This is a genomic window from [Muricauda] lutisoli (nom. illeg.), from assembly GCF_017313105.1.
Classification (GTDB): Bacteria; Bacteroidota; Bacteroidia; order Flavobacteriales; family Flavobacteriaceae; genus Flagellimonas; species Flagellimonas lutisoli.
The window spans coordinates 880,704-907,433 of sequence record NZ_JAFLND010000001.1 but is presented as its reverse complement, the minus strand read 5'-3'; the positions used below and the strand labels follow the sequence as shown (position 1 = coordinate 907,433).

19 protein-coding genes and 1 pseudogene are annotated in these 26,730 nt (G+C 36.1%); 13 read left to right on the top strand and 7 right to left on the bottom strand.

Features of this window, described 5'->3' with window-relative positions:
- The first annotated feature begins 158 nt into the window (after positions 1 to 158).
- From J0X13_RS04290 to J0X13_RS04275, 4 genes are all read left to right on the top strand, one after another.
- Positions 159 to 785, top strand: a complete 627-nt coding sequence (locus tag J0X13_RS04290) for a recombinase family protein (RefSeq protein ID WP_207070211.1) — start codon at positions 159 to 161, stop codon at positions 783 to 785.
- Positions 782 to 931 (top strand): nucleoside-diphosphate kinase, encoded by a 150-nt coding sequence (locus J0X13_RS04285; RefSeq protein WP_207070210.1) that lies wholly within the window; start codon positions 782 to 784, stop codon positions 929 to 931. Before J0X13_RS04290 ends, J0X13_RS04285 begins: the two co-directional genes overlap by 4 nt.
- A gap of 312 nt (positions 932 to 1,243) precedes the next feature.
- Positions 1,244 to 1,840 carry a hypothetical protein gene (locus J0X13_RS04280; RefSeq protein ID WP_207070209.1) on the top strand — a complete coding sequence of 199 codons (597 nt, stop codon included), beginning with the start codon at positions 1,244 to 1,246 and terminating at the stop codon, positions 1,838 to 1,840.
- A gap of 16 nt (positions 1,841 to 1,856) precedes the next feature.
- The gene (locus J0X13_RS04275) at positions 1,857 to 2,342 is read left to right on the top strand and encodes a hypothetical protein (protein WP_207070208.1); all 486 of its coding nucleotides are present in this window, start codon (positions 1,857 to 1,859) and stop codon (positions 2,340 to 2,342) included.
- Between the two features lie 112 nt (positions 2,343 to 2,454).
- Here J0X13_RS04275 and J0X13_RS04270 read toward each other — a convergent pair whose 3' ends face one another.
- The gene (locus tag J0X13_RS04270; protein WP_207070207.1) at positions 2,455 to 2,643 is read right to left on the bottom strand and encodes a hypothetical protein; all 189 of its coding nucleotides are present in this window, start codon (positions 2,641 to 2,643) and stop codon (positions 2,455 to 2,457) included.
- An 888-nt stretch (positions 2,644 to 3,531) separates the two neighbouring features.
- Here J0X13_RS04270 and J0X13_RS04265 point away from each other — a divergent pair.
- The 9 genes from J0X13_RS04265 (at position 3,532) to J0X13_RS04225 (ending at position 16,876) form a co-directional block, all read left to right on the top strand.
- A complete protein-coding gene (locus J0X13_RS04265) occupies positions 3,532 to 5,109 on the top strand; it encodes a DNA cytosine methyltransferase (RefSeq protein WP_207070206.1) in 1,578 nt (525 codons plus the stop codon).
- The gene (locus J0X13_RS04260) at positions 5,106 to 7,874 is read left to right on the top strand and encodes a hypothetical protein (RefSeq protein WP_207070205.1); all 2,769 of its coding nucleotides are present in this window, start codon (positions 5,106 to 5,108) and stop codon (positions 7,872 to 7,874) included. The genes J0X13_RS04265 and J0X13_RS04260 overlap by 4 nt, the downstream gene beginning before the upstream one ends.
- Complete coding sequence (locus tag J0X13_RS04255) at positions 7,874 to 9,604, top strand: nuclease-related domain-containing DEAD/DEAH box helicase (RefSeq protein WP_207070204.1); 1,731 nt, start codon at positions 7,874 to 7,876, stop codon at positions 9,602 to 9,604. Before J0X13_RS04260 ends, J0X13_RS04255 begins: the two co-directional genes overlap by 1 nt.
- The gene (locus J0X13_RS04250; protein ID WP_207070203.1) at positions 9,601 to 13,119 is read left to right on the top strand and encodes a helicase-related protein; all 3,519 of its coding nucleotides are present in this window, start codon (positions 9,601 to 9,603) and stop codon (positions 13,117 to 13,119) included. Before J0X13_RS04255 ends, J0X13_RS04250 begins: the two co-directional genes overlap by 4 nt.
- Position 13,120: 1 nt before the next feature.
- Positions 13,121 to 14,953 carry a DUF1998 domain-containing protein gene (drmB, locus tag J0X13_RS04245; protein ID WP_207070202.1) on the top strand — a complete coding sequence of 611 codons (1,833 nt, stop codon included), beginning with the start codon at positions 13,121 to 13,123 and terminating at the stop codon, positions 14,951 to 14,953.
- Positions 14,954 to 15,167: 214 nt separating this feature from the next.
- On the top strand, positions 15,168 to 15,539 hold the full coding sequence (locus tag J0X13_RS04240) for a hypothetical protein (RefSeq protein ID WP_207070201.1): 372 nt from the start codon (positions 15,168 to 15,170) through the stop codon (positions 15,537 to 15,539).
- Between the two features lie 12 nt (positions 15,540 to 15,551).
- Positions 15,552 to 15,764, top strand: coding sequence for a hypothetical protein (locus J0X13_RS04235; RefSeq protein ID WP_207070200.1), 213 nt, complete (start codon positions 15,552 to 15,554; stop codon positions 15,762 to 15,764).
- Between the two features lie 9 nt (positions 15,765 to 15,773).
- The gene (locus J0X13_RS04230) at positions 15,774 to 16,175 is read left to right on the top strand and encodes a hypothetical protein (protein ID WP_207070199.1); all 402 of its coding nucleotides are present in this window, start codon (positions 15,774 to 15,776) and stop codon (positions 16,173 to 16,175) included.
- Between the two features lie 206 nt (positions 16,176 to 16,381).
- Positions 16,382 to 16,876, top strand: a complete 495-nt coding sequence (locus tag J0X13_RS04225) for a hypothetical protein (protein ID WP_207070198.1) — start codon at positions 16,382 to 16,384, stop codon at positions 16,874 to 16,876.
- 1 nt (position 16,877) lies between these two features.
- Here the strand turns inward: J0X13_RS04225 and J0X13_RS04220 are convergent, their stop codons facing one another.
- The 6 genes and pseudogenes from J0X13_RS04220 to tilS form a co-directional block, all read right to left on the bottom strand.
- Positions 16,878 to 17,117, bottom strand: coding sequence for a hypothetical protein (locus J0X13_RS04220; RefSeq protein ID WP_207070197.1), 240 nt, complete (start codon positions 17,115 to 17,117; stop codon positions 16,878 to 16,880).
- A gap of 522 nt (positions 17,118 to 17,639) precedes the next feature.
- On the bottom strand, positions 17,640 to 19,517 hold the full coding sequence (locus J0X13_RS04215) for a collagen binding domain-containing protein (protein WP_207070196.1): 1,878 nt from the start codon (positions 19,515 to 19,517) through the stop codon (positions 17,640 to 17,642).
- Between the two features lie 455 nt (positions 19,518 to 19,972).
- Positions 19,973 to 20,860, bottom strand: a pseudogene (locus tag J0X13_RS04210) (YifB family Mg chelatase-like AAA ATPase); the annotation flags it as partial.
- A 106-nt stretch (positions 20,861 to 20,966) separates the two neighbouring features.
- Positions 20,967 to 23,354, bottom strand: coding sequence for a penicillin acylase family protein (locus J0X13_RS04205; protein WP_207070195.1), 2,388 nt, complete (start codon positions 23,352 to 23,354; stop codon positions 20,967 to 20,969).
- An 82-nt stretch (positions 23,355 to 23,436) separates the two neighbouring features.
- Positions 23,437 to 25,416 carry a protein-disulfide reductase DsbD family protein gene (locus J0X13_RS04200; RefSeq protein WP_207070194.1) on the bottom strand — a complete coding sequence of 660 codons (1,980 nt, stop codon included), beginning with the start codon at positions 25,414 to 25,416 and terminating at the stop codon, positions 23,437 to 23,439.
- Entirely contained in the window at positions 25,413 to 26,720 is a 1,308-nt protein-coding gene (gene tilS, locus J0X13_RS04195; protein ID WP_207070193.1) for a tRNA lysidine(34) synthetase TilS, read from the bottom strand. Before tilS ends, J0X13_RS04200 begins: the two co-directional genes overlap by 4 nt.
- Positions 26,721 to 26,730: the final 10 nt, after the last annotated feature.

Here is a 26,730-nt window from a genome sequence, read left to right as displayed (position 1 = left end):
TCAAGAAATTCAGTCTCCACTCTGGTTTAACTACAAAGCTGTTATCATTTTAGGGAATAGCCTTGTAAGTAACTGATAATGCGTTCAAAAATCTTTCAGGCATCAGGTAAAAATCGTAAATTAAGGTATGATAGTTAACAACCTTAAACAGTAACGATATGAAGGTGTTTTATAGTAGGGTAAGTACCAAAGAACAATCAGATGCTAGGCAGCTAAAGGATACCGAAGTTGGATTTGATTACATTCTCTCCGATAAGTGTTCAGGTTCGATGCCTTTATGGGATCGTCCCCGCGGCAAACAGATTAAGGAACTGATTGATGAATCAAAACTGAAGGAGTTGCACATCCACTCGATTGACCGTCTTGGCAGAAATACCATTGATGTTCTATCTAGATGGAAAGAACTCACTGATATGGGTATTAGAGTTGTTTGCCGTAATCCCAATATTCAGAATCTTGATGAAAAAGGTGAAGTAGATCGGTTCTCCGAGATGATGGTCTCCATTCTTTCCATGATGTCCAAATTCGAAAAAGATATGATCGATATGAGGAGAAAAGAAGGGATTGAGAGAACCAAACAGTTGGAGCCATGGAAATATTCAGGCAGGAAGATCGGAACCAAAGAAACCCATGAATCATTCCTGAACAAAACAAAATCAAAGGAGATCTTGAAGGATCTTAATAATGGTTATGGGGTTAGGGAGATTTCAAGAATGAGGAACTGTTCCAATTCCACCATTTATAAGGTGATAAAAATGAACGAACAATTAAATCAAACAGTATGATAAGTAAAAAGAGAAAAAAAGAACTCAGAAAAATCTACGAAGAGAAGAAAGCTAAAGAGTTCTTCGAAAAGTTGGATCAGCAAGAATATTCTCCATTCGAATGGGTTACCTATATGACAATGGGTTCAGATGAAAATGATGATTAGGCCAACAAAGAGAGTAATATAAACCTGTGCCTTTTATACAATGGAAGTAATCTATCCTTTAAGTTAGTATGTCATTTTTACTTCTCGATTCCTTTTGATTCAATAAGCTTCATTAATTACTTCATACATTTTCTACTATCTTGACTGAAATTCAAACATTTTAAAAAGTTTGAATGTTTAATCTTTCCAGGGGGATTGAACCCAATCATAATTCCAATCAATAGCAAATCCCTACATTTATAAAATCCCTTATATGAATTATATATGTTCTATTATGATTAAAATCTATTTAGGCCTATCCTTTATACAAAAATGAAAGAATTAATTATTCCATTTGCCACTACTGTCGGATACATGTTGAAAGTATTGAAAATGAACCTGATTATTGATGAGTTCAACAAAGAATTCAAAATGATCAGGCATGGAGATTATTTTGAATTTATCAATTCTGTAAAAGGTGGTGTGCCGCATACAGTGGTTTATTCAGAAGGCGTGATTAAATCAGACAATATTGCTAGAAAGGATGATTCTGATTTTTTAGGGCTATTCAATGCAAATCCATCTTTGCTTAAATTTCATAAAAAATGTTATGACAAGTATGGTCAAATAATAGATCCTGATATACCAAATTCTATTTACGGTATTGCAGCATTATTTGAAATAAGCATTAGAATGCATGCTAATAATAATAACTTAATTGAACCTAGGGAAAATTTAGTTGATGTAATAAATAAGCTTTCAGAATTCAAGAGTTTAAGCGAAAATGAAACTTCGGTTTTACATCAAGGGCGAAGATTTATAAATATGATAAAGCATTTTAAAAATCAGTTTCCAACTTGGAACGAAGGTATTGAAGCTATGGAAATAGCATATGGCCTGCTTAAGGAAAAAAGGTTGACTATTATTTAATGTAACCAAAATTGACTTGGAAATCAAAGCTGATTCATATATAACCAACACCACTGTTTATAGATTGAGTATTTACTCCTACGGAGTTGCTGTACTGGCACTCATTTCACTTCTGTTTTATAATTGGTTAACTGAAGATGTAAATCAAACAGTGATAATTATTCTGGGATTGTTAATAATATTGGCTGGAATTATTGGTAGAATTGCCAGTACTGCATCAGGTAATTATTATTGGCACCATATAAAGAATAAACTGAGAATAGATAAGGATTCAATTGAACTGGCATCTGTAAATTATGGACTGAAGGATATAACGCTGCTGAAGTTCAATATTACTGACTTTGAAAACTCAAAACCATTCTTATATAAATATATACTGAAAGATACTCGGAACATGATACGGTTCAAATCTGAAGAGGACATAGTCCAGATCCATTTCAAACCTGAAAACAAATCAGAGAATGATTACTTAAAAGAACTGAAACAGCTCTGGAATATCTAAATTTGAAATAAACTTCACAGGAACCACTTAAATTATCCCTGACCAGAGTATTTTAAAAACAGTAGCAAGGACAGTGCTGAAGTGGTCCTTGCCATTGCTTTTTTCAAACTTCTCACTTTGAATTCTTTTTCAAATTTTCTTCCCACTTTAAAAATTCATCTTTCTTTACATACTTTATATGAGTTGATATTTCTATCAGTGGTAGATTATATTTCTTTACCCATACTTCTATTGTATCCCTGTGAATACCATAGTAGTCCATCAGTTCTTTCTTGGTGATTATCTCTTCTAGCTTTTCCATTTTATTCCTCATTATTAATTAGTTCTCAACTAAGCACAAAAAGCCCCTTTCGGAGATTAATGTTCCCTTCCTCAGTGATCGATCATACATTTCACCAGACCAGTCCGTTATTCACCCATATCTGATTTATAGTATTCTCAGTTTCGGTACTACCGGAGAAACCTCTTCCGTTATGTCTGGATGTTATTTCAATCCCACAGAATACTACCCGATGTCTAACCCACTAACTACTCATTCAAGCCCTCGTGGCCGTATTTGGCATTTTACCCTATGATTGGATGCCAGTACCATATATAAATATTGGGAAATGAAATAATCGAACAGAATAATGGGATAAAAATTTAATGTGATGATTGAATGTTGAAATGGTGGGAATGTTGGGAGTTTTTTATTGGATATCTCAGGCAGCCTTGATCAAGAATTGAGATTCAAACTTTTAATTTAGTTTGAATGATAGGGAAGGTTCAAACTTATTATTGGGATTGAACAAAGAATTACGCTCTGAAATCAATCCACCGTTTTATTGAACTTTTAGTGTGAAACGATTCCACTGATTCTAAAGAGTTTACTTTTCCCGTACACTTAATTGGTTTGCAATGTATACATTTAATTAGCCCTACTGAGAAGCCCTTAGGACCATTATAATTTACATTTTACAGAAAACCGGAATCTTGGTTAATCGAAATTTCCTACATTTAGAAAACTTCAAATAAACGATTTCAAAATAAGACGATTAAATACATCAATTTTATTCCATTTTTGGGGTATATGGATGTAATTGTAAATTAAAAAGTTTGTATGCCATTGAATTTGAGAAATGAAAACGACATAAAATAATAGAAAGGTATAAGTTTAAATGACAAAAGAGATAGACAAAAAGATCACTATATGAAACCAATCCCAGTTATTGATTTGTTCGCTGGTCCAGGAGGTTTAGGGGAAGGATTTTCATCTGTGATTCAAAATGAATCTAGATTGTTTGATATTAAGCTATCAATTGAAAAAGACATTAATGCTCACAAGACGCTTCAATTAAGGAGTTTCTATCGACAGTTTCCAATAAACGAATTGCCAGAAGAATACTATGATGTGCTAAAAGAGAAGGATTTAGCTTCAAGAGACAAAAAATTAGAACACTTATATGAGACATACCCCAAAGAATTTGAAACAGCTTCTAGTGAAGCTTGGAATGCAGAATTGGGGTCGGAAAAATATCCGGAATCACTTATTGATGAGAGAATCCGTAATAGCATTGGAGCAAGCAAGGACTGGCTTTTGATTGGAGGACCTCCGTGTCAGGCATATTCTCTTGCCGGCAGAAGCCGTGTAGGAGGAATAGATAAAGAAGATTACAGAGTTTATTTATATCGCCAATATCTCAGGATAATTGCAAAGTTTCATCCAAAGGTTTTCGTAATGGAAAACGTCAAGGGTTTATTATCCGCTAAAGTTGGGGGACAAAGTGTCTTTAATTGGATTAAAAGAGATTTGAGCAATCCCTCTAAGCTGTTTCCTGAATTTGAATCTCCAAAGTATAACGTGTATTCTTTATCCACCGTACCCGAATACTTTGACGATAAAGGCAATCCATGTTATAAGAAAGACTCTGACTACCTGATTAAATCGGAGGAGTTTGGTGTTCCTCAAAAAAGGCATCGGGTAATTTTGCTAGGCATAAGGGAAGACATAAAAGTAAAACCAGAGGTATTGAACAAAAATAAATCTACTATTGATTTGAAATCTATTATAGGAGATCTTCCTAAAGTTCGAAGTGGATTGAATAGAACTTTTATTGAATCTTATTTAAGCTCTGGAAAAAAGAAAAGAGTTTACAAAAAAGTTGATGACGATTTTGATACTTGGAAAGACCTTACAACAAGATACAAAGAAATGATTCTTTCTTGGAATGGGTTTAAGAAAGAATCGAAAAATAAGGATTTAAGGTTCTTAAATATTGGTTCTGAGTATATTGAATATAAGACCCCTTCAAAGAAAAACCCTCTTCACAATTGGTATTTTGACCCTCGTCTTAAAGGAGTTTGTAATCATATCTCGAGATCACATTTAACTCAAGATCTTATGAGGTATATGTTTTCTAGTCTGTATGCGGCTAAATACAAACGATTTCCGAGATTGCATGAATACAAAAAGCATAACGAAGAATTAGTGCCCGATCACAAGAGCGCCATTACCGGTAAGTTTGCGGATCGATTCAGAGTCCAATTGCCCCATGAGCCAGCTACAACAATAACATCTCACATATCAAAAGATGGGCATTACTTTATTCATTATGATTCAGATCAATGTAGAAGTCTGACTGTTCGTGAAGCTGCTCGTATACAAACATTTCCAGATAACTATCTTTTTTGTGGTTCAAGAACTGCGCAATATCATCAAGTCGGAAATGCCGTACCACCATACCTTGCCTTCCAAATAGCTAACATCGTAAAAGGTATCGTTGAATGAAAGATTTTCTAAATAACTCGATACGAAGGTATCACCTTAAATTAGGTAAATACGAGTTCAGTCCAGTTGTTCAACTTTCAACTTCAATTTCATTAGACTACTTTGAGGCAGTAAAGAATTCAGATACTTCTAGTCCTTTGATTCTTACCTTTCCTTCTAAACATAACGCTGCACTGTGGTTGTCAAGCCTATTATTGATTAATAAGTTCTTCTATGATTGTGTTTCTAAAAGTGATAATAGAATAAAAAAACTAGGCTTAAAGGCGGGAGATAAAATTGATATTTTTTCTTCCACGGCAATCTTTAAAGGGATTAATCCTAATGATGAATTGGTTATTTCATTTTCAGATGGTGCTAGTGCATATATTGATATTCAGAATGCTCAATTCGTCAATAGTGCTCGAAAAAACATGGTTAACAAGTTCGCCCATTTCGTTAAGAAAAAAAGAAGCTTTTTAAGGCAAAGAAAAGCAATAACTCAGATTTTGAATCTGCATTTGAACCCTAATTTGGATGCTTTAGAATCCAAGATTATTTTGATTTCGGGACGTGGAAAGGTAGGTTCATTTAGAAGAACTCTTAAAGACACTGAGCTATATGATGAAAGTTTAGCGGATACAGTCCTGTTAGACAAGAATCTTATAATTTCACCTGATCTATCCTACTTTGATGGAATACAGGATAAATCAGTAAGTACAAACGAGAGCTTTTTTACCTCTGCGATGACTTCAATATTGAATAGTATTCAATCAGATGATAGTGACCTCAGAAAAGATATTGAATATTTGCTCACTATTGCAGAGACTGAATTAAGGACTAGAGTATTCGTAGAAGCCTTAACTAAATTGATTAATGATTTATCTGAAGAAGACGACTTGCTTGTGTTTGGAAATAAGCTGAAAGGGTTGTTTAGCCATTATCCTGGTATCGAAGAAAACATTTTAGAAAGCGTTGATGCAGTCATCATAAACGAGATACAACAACTCAATGAATACCCTGAAACCATTGGAACGATTTTAACAAATAAAATTCCAGTTATAATTATCTCAGATCGTGTAATAACAGAATTTAAAGAATTCGATTTATACAAGAACCTATTCAATTCAGAGACTTATCGAGAATGTTTTAGATTTAATTGGGACAAGATAAAATTAGATTTATTAAACCTTCAAAGGGATAACAGGGAAAGGTTTATTGACTTCCATTTAAACAATTTGTGTGTGAATTCAATAAATCAAGAGGTTAAAATTATTGAGTTTGAGAGTGGAGAGTTTGACTCGATTTATCAAATATTCGAATCAAAAGATCTACTTGGACAGCTTAATGATTTTGAGCTACTTCAAAAGGCATACTATCAAATTCTTCGTCCAATACTTTATGTTGTTAAAAACTCCAGTCAAAGAATTGATACTACAGAAATCATTGAATCTCTTAATGCATTTGAAAAGATTTTTAAGGAATCTTCTGCAGGTTTAAATGAGGCTATAAAAGAAAGGATTTTCGAGGGACTTTCAGGCTTCAAAAAATATGTTCTAACGGGTAAAGAGCCTAAACCACATAAAGAAGTTGATGATTCTTATTTCTTTCAGAACATTTTAATTAATGATCATAAATGTACCATACCCGAAGAGCGAGATGAATCATTAGTTAGGCATTATAATGACATTGATGAATCAGAAGAGTCAATTACTTTCTTTGGGTACCCGTATAGAGATTATTATTTCAAGTTCTTAGCTAGAAGTTGTTTTAATTTCATAATTCCAAAATTGAAACTCTATTTAAATGAATGCGAGTCCTCAGTAACCAAGAATTTCCTGATAAGCAAGTTTAAAGCTGGTTATTTCGTGGAATCACTTCCAAACACAGTAGAGGGGTTAGAGTCTTATTTGATTACCTCCCAAGAAGAAGTAGATGACTTAATCGCTGATATTTTCTCTTCAGATAAAGAAATCATTCAAGGGAATGATGAAGAAATGATTGAATTTGACAATTTTGAAAAGTTATTGAACGATATTAGGTATTCAGAATTTAAAACTTCAAATTCAAACGGGGAATCAGATGGAGCTTACATCTTGAAATGTGATGTTCTTCATTTTAATGATGGTGGTTACTTATTTATGCCACATAAAAGAAGAATCCTATTGCTCAGGGAGTCTCAGACACATGAAATGAAGTCTGAATATGCACTCGTAGATAATATTTCAATAGGTGATATTGCAGTAGATTTAAATGTTTCTAGACGTTCTATAAGTGATTATTTGGAAGATTCTGGAGCAATAAGAAATGACTTAGATAAATTGGATGTATGGAGAAATGTTCTAATCTCTGAATTTGAAAAATACCAAGATATTCATCGTTTGATGGATTCATTATCTCAGGCAAATGATGATTTCGACATAGGTGGAAGTCCTGAAATTTACAATGTTGCTAGATGGTTACATGATGACAGCCTGTTGTCTCCAAATGAAGAGAACCTGAGAATGATTCTTTCAATCCATTATAACCAAGAAGATATTCCTCAATTGGTTGATGAGATAGTAAGATCAAGAAGAATAATAATAAAGGCGAAGAACAAACTTAACCGAACAGTAAAGGAAAGACTATCAAAGCTAATGACTGACTCATATTCTGAGTTAGAGAATGAATTTACAGTGGCGATTAATGGAATTAATGTAGCAGGTAGGAAAGCCGAAATAGTAGGAATTGAGAAAAGGAATGATTTATCAGTTGAATATCATTCCACAATGAAATTTATATACGACTAATGTTAGTTCCAAATAAAATAACCAATGATAACTCTCGAGGAGAGAAGCTAGTTTTCAATCATTTCAAAAATGATATTAATGCTAAAGATTTCATAATTCTTCATTCCCTTTTCGTTAGTAAGCACCTGACAAGAATTTCTGGAGAATTAGATTTTTTGGTTCTTGCGCCAGGGCTAGGAATATTTGCACTTGAGGTAAAACATGGAAAGGTGAGTAGAAATGCCGGTACTTGGAAATTTGAGAACCGGCATGGAAAAATAACAACTTCGACGATTGGGCCTTTCAGACAGGTCAATGACACCATGCATTCATTAAGAAATTATCTAAAGGAACTTGCAAAGGATGTTCCAAGGCTAAAGGAAAGAATAGGCGATTTTCTATTTGGCTGTGGAGTTATGTTTACAAGCTTAAATGAATTTAATGATTATGGCCCTGAAGCTGAAACTTGGCAAATATTTACAAGAACAGGTTTTCGAGCTCCATCAAGTCATTTTATCCATGCTTTATCTAAAGGATTCCATAAAAAAGTTGAAAGAAAATCATGGTATGATCCAACAATGTCTAGGCCTTCCAAAAAGGACTGTGAATTGATATACAAATTACTCCGAGGTGACTTTTCTTATGATTACTCAAATATAAACTCCATATTAGATGAGGAGAAAGTAATTAATCATTTTACAGAAGAGCAATTTAGTATTCTTTCAATTTTGGAATTTAATAATCGTTGTCTAATTCAAGGAGGAGCTGGAACAGGTAAGACCTTGATGGCAACAGAAATCTTCATGCGAAATCATAAAGATGGCAAGAAGGTTGGTTTTTTCTGCTACAATAAAAATCTTGGAAATAAGCTTTATAAGGATATCACTTCAACCCTTGATATAACACAATCGAAATCGGAAATAGGAAGTTTTCACGGTTACATGATGTCCATATGTAAAATGACCCCACCTAGTATAGATGTTAGCCAGTTTTTTGAAGTTGATTTACCTTTTCAGTGCCTTATAGAACTTGAGGAAGTAGATGAGAATGATAAGTTTGATTTAATCATTATAGATGAGTCACAAGACTTAATGAGTGAACTTTATGTTGAAGTTTTTGACGCAATGATAAAAGGAGGTATCTCTAATGGTAATTGGGTTATGTTCGGGGACTTTTGCAATCAACTGATATATCGGTCTAATCCAGCTGAAATAATTGATCAGGTAGCAAGTAAATCAGCATTTACGAAGATACCACCACTTAAAGTCAATTGCAGAAACACTAAGAATATAGTTCTCTTCAATCATAATTCTACTGGTTGTGAATTGCAGATTAGTCCAGAAGGGATGATGACTGGTGAGCGAGTTGAACATTTCTTTCCAAGAAAAAACAAAGTTGAAGAAAAGGTGGACGAAATAATATCCTCCCTTATTTCTAAAGGGATACCCCTCTACAAAATCACCGTTCTTTCCAAAAAGAGGATAGATAACTCTCAAGTACTTGTTTCAGACAAAGCATTAAAATGGAAAGAACAAGGTTTATTGCATACAACCGTACATTCCTATAAAGGACTCGAAAATTCATTTATTGTTCTAGCTGAGTTTGATGAATTGGATACTGATTATTCGACTAGCCTACTTTACATTGGAATTAGTCGTGCGAGATTAAAGCTATATGTTGTTTTTGATAAAGATGTGGAGGAGTCCTACAACAAATTATTGGATAAGAGATTTAAAGAAATGATGTCATGATAAGAGATCAAATAATTGAGGATATTAAAAAAGAGGTGTGTGGACCAGACCCTCACCCTGCATATATAGATCCAGATACTGGAGAAGAAGTTCTTTTGGAAAGAGTTCACGGCTCTCCAAAGTTGAGGTATGGTGCAGGAATGTTATACCCACAATCAACTGAATTAGCAGAAGTTGATGAAAATAATGAAGCTGAAGAGGAAGAAAACGATGATGAGGTAGAAGCTGATATACACAATACTAAGGCTAGACTTTCTGATGAGCCGGACTCCGATCAATCCATTGGACTTGCAAATGAATTTCTTCCATCGGCACTTGGTTTCACATGTAAATTAAAATACAGCGAAAACGAAGTTGTTGTAAATATCAATTCTGCTTGGTATGAAAGGTCGGATGACGAGGTGCCTGAAAAAAGAGTTGTCCCTGATCCACCGGGATATGATGATAAACTCAATATGGCAACTCAGGAAGTTGTATTAAGAAGGAATTGGAGACGAAGGGTGTTAGAAATAAAACCAGTTCGGTTGAACATTTCAGAAATTGGGAACAGACGAGGAAGAGTATTTGAACAGACCTTGGTAAATACTCCATGGGATCAGTGCCAAGGATGGTTGAGATTAGAAGTGTTTGATAGGTCAAGACAAGAAGATATCGATAAAGGTGAGCGGATATTCACTTTTACGATTATAAATAATATTAGAGCTACAGGGGATTTTCAAGAAGATGATAGAGCAATTTTATTTCAGAATGAATTAATGTTAAAAGATGATTCTGGTAAATCAATATTGCCATATGTTGAAAGACAATCAGCGAATGATACGCCTGAGGAAGAGGAGTTAAGATTATTATATCGAGACAAAAAGACTTATGGAATTGGTCATGGATGCTCAGTTCAATGGGATGAACAAGATTCTTCGGTGAACAACCTTTATTCAACTGTAATCCCAGTTTACGAATTGCCACAAGTCTCTCCTACCCACTTTGTGAATTTGAGCATGTTTGAACTTTCTGATATGGGAGATTGGGAATCCGCCATAAGGAGTCTTCAAAATTTGGTGTCTAGCTATGGAACATGGATAAGCAATCTTCAAGACTCCGCGCAAGAACTTGATGGTAGATTTGTTGATGCAGCTATGAGAAATATTGAAAAATGTAGAGACAACCTATCAAGAATTGAAGAAGGGGTGAATATGTTGGTGGAAGCTGGTGAGGGAAGTGAAATAGTCAAGTGTTTTCGATGGATGAATAGAGCCATGATATGGCAACAACAAAGATCTAAAACACCAAGGAGAGAATGGATTCAAAGTGGGACTTGGAGAGACTCTGAGTATTCGTTAGAAGCACTGCCAGATGGTTCTCAAGATTTTGTGACATTGAGTGAGTTTCATGATCAACCTTATAGCGGTAATTGGAGGCCTTTTCAAATTGCTTTTGTATTGATGAATATTAAATCAATTTGGGAACCTGAATCCGATGCTAGAAATATCGTTGATTTAATTTGGTTTCCCACTGGAGGAGGTAAAACAGAAGCTTATCTGGGCCTAGCTGGGTTTACAATTTTCGCAAGAAGAATTAGAGGGAGAGACTTTATAGACATAAAAAATCACGGAGGAACTTCTATACTCATGAGGTATACTCTTAGACTTTTGACGACTCAACAATACGAAAGAGCATCATCACTGATATGCGCAAGTGAATTGATTCGAAGAAAGAATCCTGAATTAGGAATTGAACCAATATCAATTGGATTATGGGTAGGAAGTGCCTCAACCCCAAATACAAGAAAAGATGCCTCTAAATTATATGAAGATTTAACAGGAGATAATTTTAGAACAGCCGAGTACAATTTCATCGTTATGAAATGTCCTTGTTGTGGATCTGGTATCGGACAGTTGGAAAAACCTTCTCGGCAGAAAAAACTGGTTGGAATTAGAAAATCTGATGGTAAATCTAACAATTCAAGAGTATACTTCTCCTGTGAAAATGACAGATGTGAGTTTCATAATGAAGAACTTCCTTTATATGTGGTAGATGAAGATATATTTCAAATATGTCCAACTTTGGTTCTAGGAACTGTAGATAAATTTGCCATGGTTCCGTGGAAGCCGGAATCCGCATCGATATTTGGTTTTAGAGAGAAGAACGATAAGGTTAGAATTACCCCACCTGAACTTATTATACAAGATGAGCTGCATCTAATTTCAGGACCTCTTGGTACTATGGTTGGTTTGTATGAAACGCTAATTCAAACTCTTTGTAATAACTACTATAGATCGTCTTCACCATTTTACTCAAGAGACAATTACGTCACTGCCAAAATAGTTGCTTCTTCTGCAACTATAAGTAGAGCAGCAGAACAAGTGAAAGCACTTTATTCGAGTGAAAATATTAATATTTTTCCACCTCAAGGAATATCTTTTGGAAATACTTGGTTTTCTAAAGAAATGGAGCCTTCGAAGGGGGTGCCAGGAAGAAAGTACATTGGTATTTTGGCTCCTGGGTATAGATCAGGACAAACCTCTGTCGTAAGATTGTACTCTTCGATTTTACAATCAGTTCAAGAAGCAGAGTATACTCCAGAAGTCAAAGATTATTATTGGACGCTTTTAGGGTTTTTTAATTCCATAAGAGAATTGGGTATGGCAGCTTCTTTAGTATATGCCGATATCAGAGAGTATTTATCTACGCTTCAGAATAGAAAATTAATCCCTTTTGATGAAAGGAGAAGGCTCAACTTATTGAAAGAGTTAACAAGCCGTATCCCAAGTTCTCAAATCCCAAACTCTTTAAAGGAACTTGAAAAAAAATATAACGGTACTCGTAATTCAGCATTAGACGTTTGTATTGCAACTAATATGATTGCGACAGGTGTTGATGTTTCTAGGTTAGGTTTGATGATTATTCATGGTCAACCAAAAACTACTGCAGAATATATTCAGGCAAGTTCGAGGGTCGGACGAGACACAAAGAAAGGACCTGGATTGGTAGTTATGTTATACAGTCCGTCTAAACCTAGAGATAAATCTCAATATGAACATTTTCAGTCTTTTCATAATAAGATTTACTCATATGTAGAACCAACATCGGTCACTCCGTTTTCAATAAGTGCAAGAGAAAGGGCTCTGCATGCTGTGCTAATTGGACTTGTTAGAAATTTTTCAGATTCTAGTTTAACAGAGAATCCAGATATTAGCAACAATGAAAATGAATTTGAAGAATTGGTCTCATGGATTCGTGATTTGATTCATGATAGGTGTTCACTTATTGATCCGTCCGAACTTCAGAATACTATGAATCTCTTTGAAAGAAGAGTAGAATTCTGGAAGAGTGGGTTCCAATATTATGGAGATGCTAGAAACACTGGCATGCTTAATCAAGGTAGAATTCCTTTGATGTATACGCAAGGAAGTGAAGTGACGGAAGAAATAAGATCGGGTGGATTATCATTACCGACTCAGACTTCTATGAGAGGAGTTGATGAGGAAGGTAAGGTTGGAATACTAAATAATAATTAGGATGAATAGAAATATTAGGTTAGGTCAATTACTATCTCCTTTTGGTATAGGTCAATTAGTGAATTTCCCTCATGATGAGACCCTCATGATTTGTGGGTTAGATTCATGGGAGGGTGTTTTAGATCAAAGAATCCAAAATGTTGGACCGGAGTATGTTGACATTACTGAATTTGAAATTCATGAACCTAGGTTAGAAAGGCTATTGAATGTGGATCATTTCAAGAAACCTTTTCCATTTAGGGATAGCAATAGAGTTAATTCCAAATTGACCATTCCAGCTGTTAGATTTCCCCAGTGGCATTATTGTATACGATGTGATGTCATGAGAAAAATTGAATTAACTAGACAAGAGAATCCAAGGTGTTCGGAAGATAAATGTAAAGGTAGATTAATACCTGTAAGGTTCGTGGCGGTTTGTCCTCAAGGACATATTCAAGATGTTCCTTTCATGGAGTGGGTGCACCAAGGAGAGCGTCCGGAAGGAAATCACATACTCAGTTTTAAAGCAGGAAAAGGTTCAGGAGATTTATCAAGTATAGCAATTGAATGTTCTTGTGGAGAGCGCAGGACTCTTGGAGGAATAATGAATGTAGGAGCTTTAGATAGCATAACGACTTGCGAAGGTCATAGACCTTGGCTTGGGCCCGTGGGTATTTCCCAACCTCAGAATTGCGAGAATCCTTTAAGAGTGTTGATTAGAGGCGGTTCCAATGTACATTATGCAGCCATTAGGTCCGCCCTATATCTGCCAAATACAGGAGTAACAACACCAGAGGTAATAGTTAGAATCATTGAAAGAAGTGAAGCTTTAATTAAGCAGTTATCGGAAGTGGATAACGATTTGAGGTCATTGAGGATATTTCTTCAAAACCAACCAGAAGTCAATTCAGGAATAATTGCTTTGGAAGACTTAGTACGCCATGTAACAGAATATTTGGCTAGTGCGGATGAGGATGTATTAGAAGTCACTTCAGAGCTTGACATAAGAACTCAAGAATATGATTATTTAAATTCTGGACGAGATTCGGAAAACTCTGATTTCAAAGCTGTAGTTAGTCAGTTTTCAGATACAAAAATGGGTGAATTCCTGTCACAATTTTTCGAGCACATAGTTTTGATTGAAAAGCTCAGAGAGACACGAGTTTTTGCTGGATTTTCAAGGATAAACGCAGAAGACGGGCGAAGTATCTTTGATAAGATGACAGATTTAAGTAGAAATGATGTCAATTGGTTACCTGCCCATGTTGTTTATGGAGAAGGAATATTTATCAAATTCAGAGATGACAAAATTGATGAATGGTTAAAAAGAGCACCTAATGGAATCAATGAACTTATCACGAGATATCATCGGGAAAGACTACGTCGTTGGGATGGATATGAGGAACGTGATTTATCTCCGGCATTTGTAATGATTCATACTTTTGCTCATTTGTTAATTAATAGACTTTGTTTCAATTGTGGTTATGGTTCTTCATCGTTAAGAGAGAGAATCTATTTTTCAAGTAATGATCAGACCCGAATGAACGGAGTATTAATATATACATCATCAGGTGATTCGGAAGGTTCTATGGGAGGATTGGTTAGACAAGGAAGAGAGTCCAATTTCTATGACTTACTGAAGGAAATTATAGAAGATGCTAGGTGGTGTTCAGCCGATCCTGTTTGTATGGATGTTGGAATTTCGAACGGTCAAGGTCCCGATTCATTGAACGGAGCAGCTTGTCATAACTGTGCAATTGTACCTGAAACCAGTTGTGAGGAATTCAATAGGCTTTTGGACAGGTCAAGTCTGATAGGAACATATGGTGCTCCAGAACAAGGTTTCTTTAATTAATATTTTCTTGTAGCCTTCCCTAAAAATAGGACAGTTTAAAAATCGAAAAAAATGAAAATAACCATCTGAAGTTTTCCAACGACTCAATTGAATCTCAAATACTGAAATTAAAAAGAGATTATTTATTGGAGGAAAAGAACGAATATTTATTTACGGCAGGAAATACAACAAGCGAATTTCCTACAATCAATTATAAACCATAATAATTAATAATTTGACAAGGGAAGAATTTGTAAATGTAATATATCCTAAGCTGACAGATTTAGGATACAGAGATGTAAAGGTAATCAATGGTGAACCATACCATGCAAAGGACATGTATTTTTGTCCTCAAGCTCCTGAACTTTATATGTTGACCATTCTGCCAGGCAGAACTGAAATCAAGAAAATTGGAAAAAATGGTTTTCGAGCAAATCTATCCACTCAAGTTAGAGGAGATGAGGATATTGATAGCATGCATGAAGAAATTAATCGTATTATATTCAATAGTGACGAAAGCTCATTAAAAAATAAAAGCACTGGGTGTTTGGCTGCATTATTATTTTTATTAATTCCATCAAGCGTTTTCTTCTATTTAAACTTTTAAATAATTTTTACTATGAATCTATACGCAAAAGTTAAAAGTTACAATATAAACCATTTTGGTGAGCCAATTGCTTATGTTATGGTAAAGGTGCATCCTTTTACTATGAAGCTAAAGGCAACAATAACGTTAAAAAACGGACAGGAATACGAGCTTAAAAATCAGTGGGCATCTGAAGAAGAGTTTGATATGGAAATAGAAAGGTTCGTTCGTAATAAGATTTATTGAAATATGAGTATGATACGTAAACTTTTTGGACCAAGTAAATTACAGGAAGAATTTCAAAAGTCCATTAGCTTGCAATTAAGACTGATCATTTCTTCAATAGATGAAATGGAAATTTCAATTAAACAAAGTCAAATAAAGAAAAAGAACAGTTTAACAAAAATCATATTCAACTTTGAAACCAACATATTTTTAATTCAAGGCGACCAGTTTGAAGAGGTTTTTAATGATACTCGTTTTCAAATAGTACGAATTGACAATCTTCCGGATGTAACAGAAATTTATTTATCAGAAATCGACTCCTCTGACATAATCGTTATTAAATGTATTGTATATAGAAATTATATTTTATTTCAAGGAGCTTTGGAAAATTGGCATTTTAAGATATCTAGTAGTGTTCAAATATCACATTGATAGAAAGAGATATAAATCATTAAAAACGGTAGTAAAGAATCAATATTAAGTAATTGTCTTTTATTTAATTTTAATTGATTAATAGGGGTTTTTTGAAAAGCTAATGTTTAATGCCTGATAGTTTAAGTACCACTAAATAACAAGGAATTAAGCTTAACCAATTCTTTCAATAGAATGCATATCCTTGATGTCAATCTGCACTTCTCATGAAATTACGGAATCATTACATAGAAAAATATAGGGAACAAAAAAAGGAATTAGAGGCAACAGGGGAATTATGGAGAATTTGTGTGGAATCGGAAGAAGAGTTTATTGAAAAATTGGACGATATTTTTATTGAAACTTTAATGTTTGACTTCATTAATGATTTTCAAAGAGAAAACACAATAAAAGGCAAAATTCATGTTCTACTACAAAAAAAGTTAAGTAAAGAAGAATGGAAAGAGGAAATTAAGCTAAATGAAAAGGAGACTGAAATTGCTGATAAAGAAGCAATACCTGTCGTTCGTGAAATCTTAAAAACAATAACCACTCCTCTTGAATGGGAAAATATCGTCAAAATATCAAAATGGATTTGGAGAAAGCAAATAAAATTTGACGATTTAAATCACGACTTACAAAATGAATTTAAAAAAACAAGCCATTATGAAAGATTGAAACGTGAAAATAAATTAAACCGTAAAACATTGGATGAAGAATGAATTATAATTGATTCAGCCTTTCAATTGAATGAATATCCTTTATTCTAATCTCCACATCCAAGGATTCTTTTCCCTCCAACGTAACCGTAATACCATAAAAATCCTGTAAATCAGAGGAAAGGTTTTCAAGTGAGTTCAAATCATTTTTAGTAGAATCTATCACGCAGTTATATACAGTACCATCCACCTTTTCAATGGCAACTAATTCATCTTCGAAGATTTTAATGTATTTGATACTCAAAAAGCAGCCAGAAAAATATTCAAGTTAAGGAATTTCATTAAGCCTTATAGATTCCTAACATTTGCCAAAGAAGATGTTTCATTATCCCTTAATCTTCAAATTCAAACTCCTCAAAAAGCTTGAACATTCATTCTAAATCACTTCAGGAAATCCTTCTAACGAACAGCATTCATCTGAACCAACAACTTATACATCAAAATAGAGATGCCTCTGGAAATCCCCTTAAAATGATTTTGAGAAGGTAAATTCCATTCTATACCTCAACATCATTTCAACTCATTGGTATTTAGCATTATCCATAATTTTACAGGAGATATAAATGTTAGAGTTTTGAAAGATTCGGAAACGGTTTGTTCTAATTGTGAACACCTTACTTGGTTGATAGGAATCGGGCAAGGGTTGAGGTGTGACCATCCCATTAATCGATTGAAAAATGGAACTATGCCAAAGCATCCAAGTAGGAGGCATACTTGTGAATTATTCAGTACAGGCGGGCCAAGTTATTATACAAAGCCTATACCTCTATTCAAAACTTCTTGGAAATGAATATAACCACATATCACCATTAGCATCTGGTTTGATTCTATATTCTCCTGCATCTAAGAAATACTTGGTGATGGGAAAATCAACATTAGACTCTCGAGGATCAATATTGAGAGCTTTGTTTGTATGGGTTGCTGTTGCACCACCTACTTCTGCTGCTGAAGATGGTCGAACACCAACTTGTAATAAAGCTTCATGTCCAGTACCTGCAAAATTAGCATTGTCTAAATTAGATTCTACACCTGCAATACCATATACGTTATTTGGTAAGGGTGCTAAAATATAATTTGTTCCTCCACCAGTGTAACTTTCTACATTTACTCCATATTCGTTTGTGTTAAATGAATAATTTGGAAGGTCTTGATATGGTTGAACTCCATTTGCATTAGGATTAGCTAATGGTGTAGTTAAAATTTCAACAGTTCTACCAAGAGCAGCATACATCTCTGCATAAAAAACAATGATGTCGCCTCTATTTATGTTTCCATCATCTGGAAGATACACTCTTTGATGTCCTGTTGTTAACAAAGTAATTGGCCAATTAATTTTTGGCATTATTGCATCGATTTGACTAGCTTGCATTTGAGAACCATCTTTTAACTGTCCTGGTGAGAATGTCATAGCGCCATACTGTTCAGTCATGTCATCAATAGTTTCGTTTGATGAAGGTGTATTTCTATCGTGAAACGTGGTAGTATATTTTCCTGAGCCACTTGTTTTCACATAAAATTCAGTTCCTGAAGGAACATTGTCAACTTTGAAAACACCATTTGCATCTGGAGAACCAGAACCTAATAAATTATTATTAGAATCATATACTTCAACAGTTGCATTAGTATCGATTGATTGTGTATCGTTATTTCTGATAGTAAATTCAATAGTATCGACATTTGGAACATCTTCTAAATCTGGTGAGAATGAATTATTTCCTGCAACAAATTCTAAAGTAGTTTCGTAAGGTAAAAACTCTGAGTCGCCTTGAGTACTTGCATTTCCATCAGCGCCTAAGTCTTCGATAGTAACATTTTTTGTTCCTGGTTCTAAACCTTCAATTATTAATTGTAAACCTTCTGTTTGGTATGATTGTCCATTGATAGTTACTTCAAAACCAGTTTCAACAGCATCATCATGAGTTGGAGTAAATTCAACTGCTGCTTGCGTTGCGCTTTCTCTTACGAAGGTGACTAAATAGTCTTTTGATTCTCCTATAGTTTGATTGAAAAATGTTTGATTTAAGAAATCTAAATAGTTAGGTTTGAAAACTAAACTGTCTAGAGTTGTTTGTTGTTCGAAATTGAAGAATGTTGCTTCTCCAAAACCATCATAATCAACAGTTCCATTAACAATATTTTCTCCATTTTTATATCCGTGATAGGTTGTATTTCCACTATTGCAATCTACATTAATAGTGTGACCATAATCGTTTACATCTACAGATACTTCTTGTGAATCACTTAAGGAAACATTTGTTTGAATATATGTTTGTTTTCCACTTTTTGTTCCGGTAATACTATCTAGAGTTCCAACTGTCTTTCCTGTAGGGTTGCTTGAACCTTTTCCTGTAACGCTTAACAAGTCAGGACTAATAACTAATTGTGCATCTCCATCTGAACCACTCGTATCACTATCTAAGCTCTCTCCATTTTTCCACGCATCATATCTCACGCCTGGTTGCTGCGCATTAATATTTACTACTAAAGAAGTTGGCGTAGGTGTTGGTTCTGGTTTTGGTGGTTCTTCTCCGCTATCACCTCCACATCCATTTAATATAATGATTGCTATAACGGCATAAAATGTATTTCTAATTGTTTGCCACCAGATTTTGGGGCTGTTGGTCAGAGGTTGAAAAGGCAACATAGTCAATGGTTTTCTCAAATATAAATGCTAAATACTTGAAAACAAAAATCTTACACCAAACGGTTATTTAATAGGATAAAAATCATGTTTTGATGCATCTGGACTGCAATGGCAAGGTCAACTTCGGTGTTTTATTGTATGTAAAGCTGTATATCGTAGGTCATGGCCAAAGAATACACAAAAGTTCCTCTGTTCAATGTGGCGTCTCGATTTTACGTTTATCTGTTTGAAAAATGAAGATTCAAACTCTTCAAAAAGTTTGAACAACCCTTCGGAAGAACTTCAGGAAACCCTTTTAATGATTTATCATCTTCAAGATGAACAACCATATCAAAAAGTTGGGACGTACTCATACGCCCTAATTAAATTGAACATGAATGGATGTTGTTGAGGTATGACTTCTTGTTAAAAACTTTTGGCTTGTTTAATATTCAGTAGGTACCCTAAATATTATCAATTGTTATTTCTCCAGGTTGCGGATAACTGCCCCCACCTACCAAAGCAGCACTGCTAATGGTATGATGGGGGTTTCTAAAAGGCCGTTGACTCATAAACCCATTGTTTTTGACCTTACCAACGACACTGTGTATTTTGGTGGTTTCCAATGCTTCGTGAAGTGTCATCGGGGGCAAAATGGATGGCAGACGCTTTGCCAACATTGTTTTACCCGCACCGGGCGGACCGATCAAAATAATGTTATGTCCACCTGCAGCGGCAATTTCCATACATCGCTTTATACTTTCCTGCCCTTTTACATCGGCAAAATCAAATTCCGGAAACTGTAGGTGTTCGTAAAATTCCTGTCGGGTATCCACATAGGTTTGTTCCAAAGGAACATCTGAATCAAAAAAATCGATCACCTCTTTAATATTGTCTACCCCGTATACTTTTAAACCATCGACAATAGCAGCTTCACTGGCATTTAATTTTGGAAGAACAAATCCTTCAAAACCTTCTTCTTTTGCCTTTATGGCAATCGGGAGGGCACCTTTAATGGGTTGTAGGCTTCCATCCAAGGAAAGTTCTCCCATTATTAAGTATTTATCAATGTTATCTGAACGAATTTGCTTGGATGCGGCCAAAATGCCAATGGCCAAGGTAAGGTCGTAAGCTGAACCTTCCTTTCTTAAATCGGCAGGCGCCATGTTTATGGTGATTTTTTTTCCGGGAATTCGATAACCATTATTTTGGAGAGCGGCCGCAATACGATAATTGCTCTCTTTTATCGCATTATCCGGCAATCCTACCAAATGATACCCAATACCTTTGTCTACATTCACCTCGACAACAATGGTGGTTGCCTCAATGCCAAATACAGCACTTCCGTAAACTTTAATGAGCATATGGAGTTTCTAATTGAAAAAAGACTGAAAAGTAGCCAATCCCGCTTCAAAAAGAATTCCCTTTTGATGGATACCCCGATTTGAATTGATGAAAGTATCTTCTGGATTAACGGAATATTAAAATGGATTCCGCTTTTTCCTCTATTTCCTGTTTGTTCATCATCATTTTACGGAACTGACCGTTGACGTACATTTCCGCTTGATCATCGTAATGTTTGCTTAAAGGGTTGCCCGATTGCCCTGTGGGCAATATACTGATGCTGTTTTCTACATCCGAAAAGTCGATGATTCTGCGAGTTGATGGACCGGAATTTACTTTGTAAAAACCGGTACCGTCATAAGGAAAAGCAAGATTGTTGATTACCTCACGGGTTCCCTCTACCGGGAAAGGTCCAACATTAAAATATTTACGGAGTGATGCCACTTGTCCAAAAGGATGCTGGTGCTCCAAAGTATGAACCTTATCCCAAGTCCACTGGCTAGTATCCTCGCCAAAATCTTTTACCAAGGACTCCCATGTTTGTTTGAAGGACATCAGCACAATATCTTCCCTGGTTTCCACTACATCGGGAGTATTTACATTATCCCACCATTTTCCGTTTTCCACGTTCGCTCCCCATGCAATTTGTCTTTTAAACAGGTGAGTGGACAAGAATTGCTTGAACATTTCTGGACCCATCTCATCTTCCATGGTGTTCTTGACTATATAATACAATGTTCTGTGATAAATAACCGGGCTGGTCGTATTTAGCGAATATTTACCGTTCCAATTCTTTAAGGAATCCAACAAGACCAATTGTTCGCTTGTAAAATGGGATACGTCGAAAAGCTTTATCAACTCAGAAACCACCTCTGTATTGACTGGGGAAGTTATATCCAGTATCATTTTAGATATGGCCTCTTTGTCCCAATCATTTTTAGCATCCAATAAAGAAACAATTCGCTTTGCCCTATTTTCGGGCAAATAGTACCCTGGATACAACATTCCCGCTATGGAATCGGGTTGGTTGTTTGCTGAATACACATAATTCCATGGTGGGTTCTCCGCCATAGGGTTTTCTGAAAAATCCAGAAAACGTAGTGGTTCTTCATCTCCTGATGGCCCATCCAAAATGAATTTAGTGGATAGGCTATCGGGCATTTCATAGAGTTTGGCAGTGGCCCACCATGCCACATTTCCTTCGGCGTCACCATACATTACATTGAGACCGGGCGCATGAATATTGGGCAGTGCGCTTTTAAACTCTTCCATGTTGGTGGCATGGCTCAACCCATATAATGCGTGCATTACCATATTCGTGGGTTTGGTATACATCCAAGACATCGCTACAGGGCATTCGCCAGAAATTTGATCGGCAATATTGTTTAAAACAGGGCCATGATGCGTTTTCTTATAAGTAAACGTAACATCATCACCATCTTTTACTTTGATGGTCTTGTTTACAAATTCATAATTCTTCCAACCATCAACAGTTTTGTATTGTGTACTGTCAGATGGATTGGTTTCCTCATAATAAAAATCAATATCATCGTTCTCGAACATGGTAAGGCCATAGGCCAAATTCCTATCATGCCCCAATAGTGGAAAAGGCACTCCTGCAAGATGATAACCATATTTTTCGTAGGTAGGTGTGCTCACATGGGCTTCGTACCAAACCGATGGTTGAGCAAATCCAATATGCGGGTCGTTGGCCAAAATCACCTTGCCATTTTTGGTTTTCTGTGGTGCAACCACCCAACTGTTACTACCCTCAAATTGCGGAATGGGGAGTTTGTCCAAGGCAGCGGTAACACTTGCCGTAATATTGGCTCCCAAAGTATCCGTATCCATTCCCTTGTAGTTTTTGATCCACACTGTTGAAGTATCTGAACTTATAGCCAAACCACTTAAATATTCTTCACCCAATTTATTGCGAAGACTGGTTAACAAAGGGTCGGTCTTGTGGGCCATGGCAAAACTAAAAGCCATATAACCCACTGCATTGTAGACATCTTCAATAGTAAAGGGCTCCTTTTCAATCCCTGTCAAATAAAATTCGACAGGTGTTGGTCCGTTCTTTATAAACTCATTTATACCTTGTAGGTAGGCATGGGAAAGCAGTATAGCTTCACTTTGGTCATCAATACTGGAAATGGTTTCCTTTGTATGATCGTCTATTCCCAGCGAAAGGAAAAACTTGTCGGTTTTAACCATGTCTTTGCCAAAAACTTCGGAAAGTTTTCCTTTTGCAACCCTTCGCAACAACTCCATTTGCCACAATCTATCCTGCGCATGGACATAGCCCAATGCCTTTACAGCATCGATTTCATTTTCAGCATAAATGTGGGGAATCCCATACGGGTCAAAATATGTGGTTACTTCATCGGAAATGCCCGGTAGGGATTTTTTTCCGCTATAATCAGGTTTTAAGCTATTGATAAATATAGCAATGCCAATGGCAACAAGTAAAAGCAATCCTACTAGAACAAGAAGAATCTTTTTGAACTTTTTCACAGATGGGGTCAAGTTAATTTAGTCCAACCTAAGGTATAACTATTTTTTTGGATGATTGAAAAAATATCTTGACAAATGTCAATTATTTGTTCATGGAAAGATGGTGTTTTTCCAATCCGGATTTCAACCACTCCTCATAGGTTTCAACGTCCACGTATTGTACCGCCTCATTGAGAATTTCCAACTGTGGGGACAATAGAACATAATAAGGCTGTGATGCAGCGTTGAAATTGATTGTTTGGAATGTCCCCCATTTCTGACCAATGGTCTCAATGGATTTTATCCTACCAGAATCATATTTAAAATCGAACTGTTCGGATTCGGGAAGTTCTTTTCTATCATCCACATAAAGGGATATCAACACATAATCCTCCTTGAGTATCGGGTATACCTTGGAATCGCTCCACACATTCTCTTCCATTTTTCTACAATTCACACAGGCCCAACCCGTAAAATCCAGCAAAATGGGTTTGTTCACTTCTTGTGCGTATGCCACCCCTTCTTCAAAATCCTTGTAACAATCCAATCCTAACGGACAATCACTTTCTGTTTCCACAACGCTATAAAAACTTGGTGGTGGAAAACCGCTCAACAGCTTTAAGTTACTGATGTTGAATAGCCCAAGAATCAAATACAGGGTAAAGGCAAAGCTCAATAATCCCGTTAATTTTCTTGCAGGCGAAAGATTCTTTTTTGGTCCATCATGCGGAAATCTAAAGATTCCAAAAAGGTAAAGCGTCATTAAAATAAAGAGCACCACCCAAATCCCTAAAAAGATTTCACGTTTAAAAATGCCCCAGTTCCCAACTAAATCGGCATTGGAAAGAAATTTAAACGCAAGCGCAAGCTCCAAAAAGCCGAGCACTACTTTTACGGTGGTCATCCAACCGCCAGATTTTGGCAAGGAGTTCAACCAAGCAGGGAACATGGCGAATAAGGCAAATGGCAAGGCCAAAGCCAAACCAAAACCAACCATTCCCGAGGTTAAATTGGTGGCCACATTACCCTCTGCCAATGTGGTGCTTCCCAAAAGTCCGCCCAAAATAGGTCCAGTACAGGAAAAAGATACTATGGCCAAGGTCAAAGCCATAAAAAAGATACCAAGTCCTCCGCCTACTTTGGATGAGGCCGAATCCATCTTGTTCGCCCAAGAGCTGGGCAGCGTAAGTTCGTAATATCCAAAGAACGAAAAGGCAAAGAATACGAAAATGACAAAAAAGAACACGTTAAGCCAAATATTCGTGGCGATGGTATTCAATATCTGCGAATCCACTGAATTAAATAAATGGAAAGGCAAACTCAACAAGAAATAAATCAAGACAATAAAGAGACCGTAGAGCAACGCGTTACCAATGCCCTTTGATTTGTTTTGTGTTTGTTTCGTGAAAAATGAAACGGTCAAAGGAATCATTGGAAAAACACAAGGGGTCAATAAGGCAATCAATCCGCCGATAAAGCCCAATCCGAAGATTACCCATAGATTGGATTTTCCTTCGGAATCGGTTACTCCACCTTGGTTGAGCAGTTGTTTGTTCTTTAGATCAACTTTAAGGGATTCTCCCAGTGCTACGCTTCTTTCATCCAAAGAAGTTTCCTCGGAAACAAACCCGCTTCCATCCAACGAAATTTGAAAATACTCATCAACGGGAAGGCAAACCTCCTTGCATATTTGATAAAAGAGATTCACTGAAATTTGGTTGACCTCAGGGTCCAACAATTTAATTTTCTGGGTAAAGGTGGCTTCTCCCTTAAAAAAAGTTTCTTCGACCTCAAAAATTTCGCTATACTCTTTTATGGTCTCGCTTTCCTCTGTTTTTCCAACGAGTTCGTAATCCTCCCCAGCTTGTTCAAAGGTAAACTCACTTGGGAGCGAACCACCTTCGGCGGTGTATTGTGAATAGACGTGCCAACCGTCCATAATTTTAGCCTTAAATACCAATTCGTATTCGGTGTCGGACAATTTATGGACTTCGTGGCTCCAAACTGCAGGATTCTCATCCGTTTGGGCGAATATGGTTGTATTGAAAAAAAATAATCCTAAAAAGAGTACTAAAAATCTCATTTAACTAATGTAATCTTTATAATTTCTTCGGTTGAATCCTCAACCCTAAATCGTTCGTCGGCTCTTTTGCCCACCACCCAGACGATATCACCTCCTGAGCAGAGCAGCCATTGTTTTTCTTTGGATACAAGATTCATTTTTTCATCCTTGAAAAACTTGGACAACTTTTTTTTCCCTTGCATTCCAAAGGGGTAAAAATAGTCGCCTTTTTCCCATTTCCTTAATACTAAAGGAAAGTTTAACTTTTCCTTATCCAAAAATACGACATTTTCGCCCTGTTTTTCGACGGTTTCTGTATGCTCAAACAATAGATGAACGGGCAACTTGGATGTGTTTCCTTCTAGATAGACAGTATAGGTCCCATTCACCCTATTTTTAATTTCAGATAGTACAAGATTGTCTCTGTCCTTGAGCAATTGGTGCGTTTTAGAAAACACCTGTTTACCGCTCATGGCCGTCAACAGGTTTTTCAAATCATTCCATTCGGTAAAACCATAATCCTTGAACAATCCGTATAAATAGGATTCCAAGGGGTGCAACTTTTGCAGTTCGGCAATAGGTATATTGATCACATCTTCACCTTCTAAAAACAATTCGGACTTCAATTCATGTAAATGCTGCTTGACCATGCCATTGGTTTGTTGCAGATGATGCTGTGTATTGATGAAATTCTGCAAAAAGGTTGGGTGCAACTCTTTTAAATTAGGCACTATATTGTGACGAATCTTGTTGCGAAGGTATTTGGTGCTGACATTACTACTATCCTCTCGCCAGTGGTGGTTTCCTGATTGGGCATACCCCAAAATCTCGTCGCGGGAAAAAGGCAGCAAGGGCCGGACTACTTTTTGGTTCACTTCAGGAATTCCAGATAGTCCTTCGATGCCAGTACCACGGGACAAATTGATCAGGAACGTTTCCAAGCTATCATCAGCATGGTGGGCCGTTAGCACATAATCAAAGCCCTTGGTCCGTAAAAGCTCATCAAACCATTGATAGCGCAACTCTCTGGCTGCCATCTGTACGGACAAACGCTTTTCTTCGGCATATTGCTCGGTATCAAATCGCTTCACAAAGACTTCAACCTTTAATTTTGAGGCCAACTCCCGTACAAATTTCTCGTCCCCATCACTTTCCTTTCCCCGGAGGTTAAAATTGCAATGGGCCAAGGCCACATCCATTCCCTCTTCAATACATAAATGAGTCAGCACAACACTATCCAAACCTCCACTACAGGCCAATAGAAGACTTTGTCCTTTAAGGAAGGGCATTGCGTTGGTGATATGCTGTTTGAACTTTGGGAACATGTTGCGAATT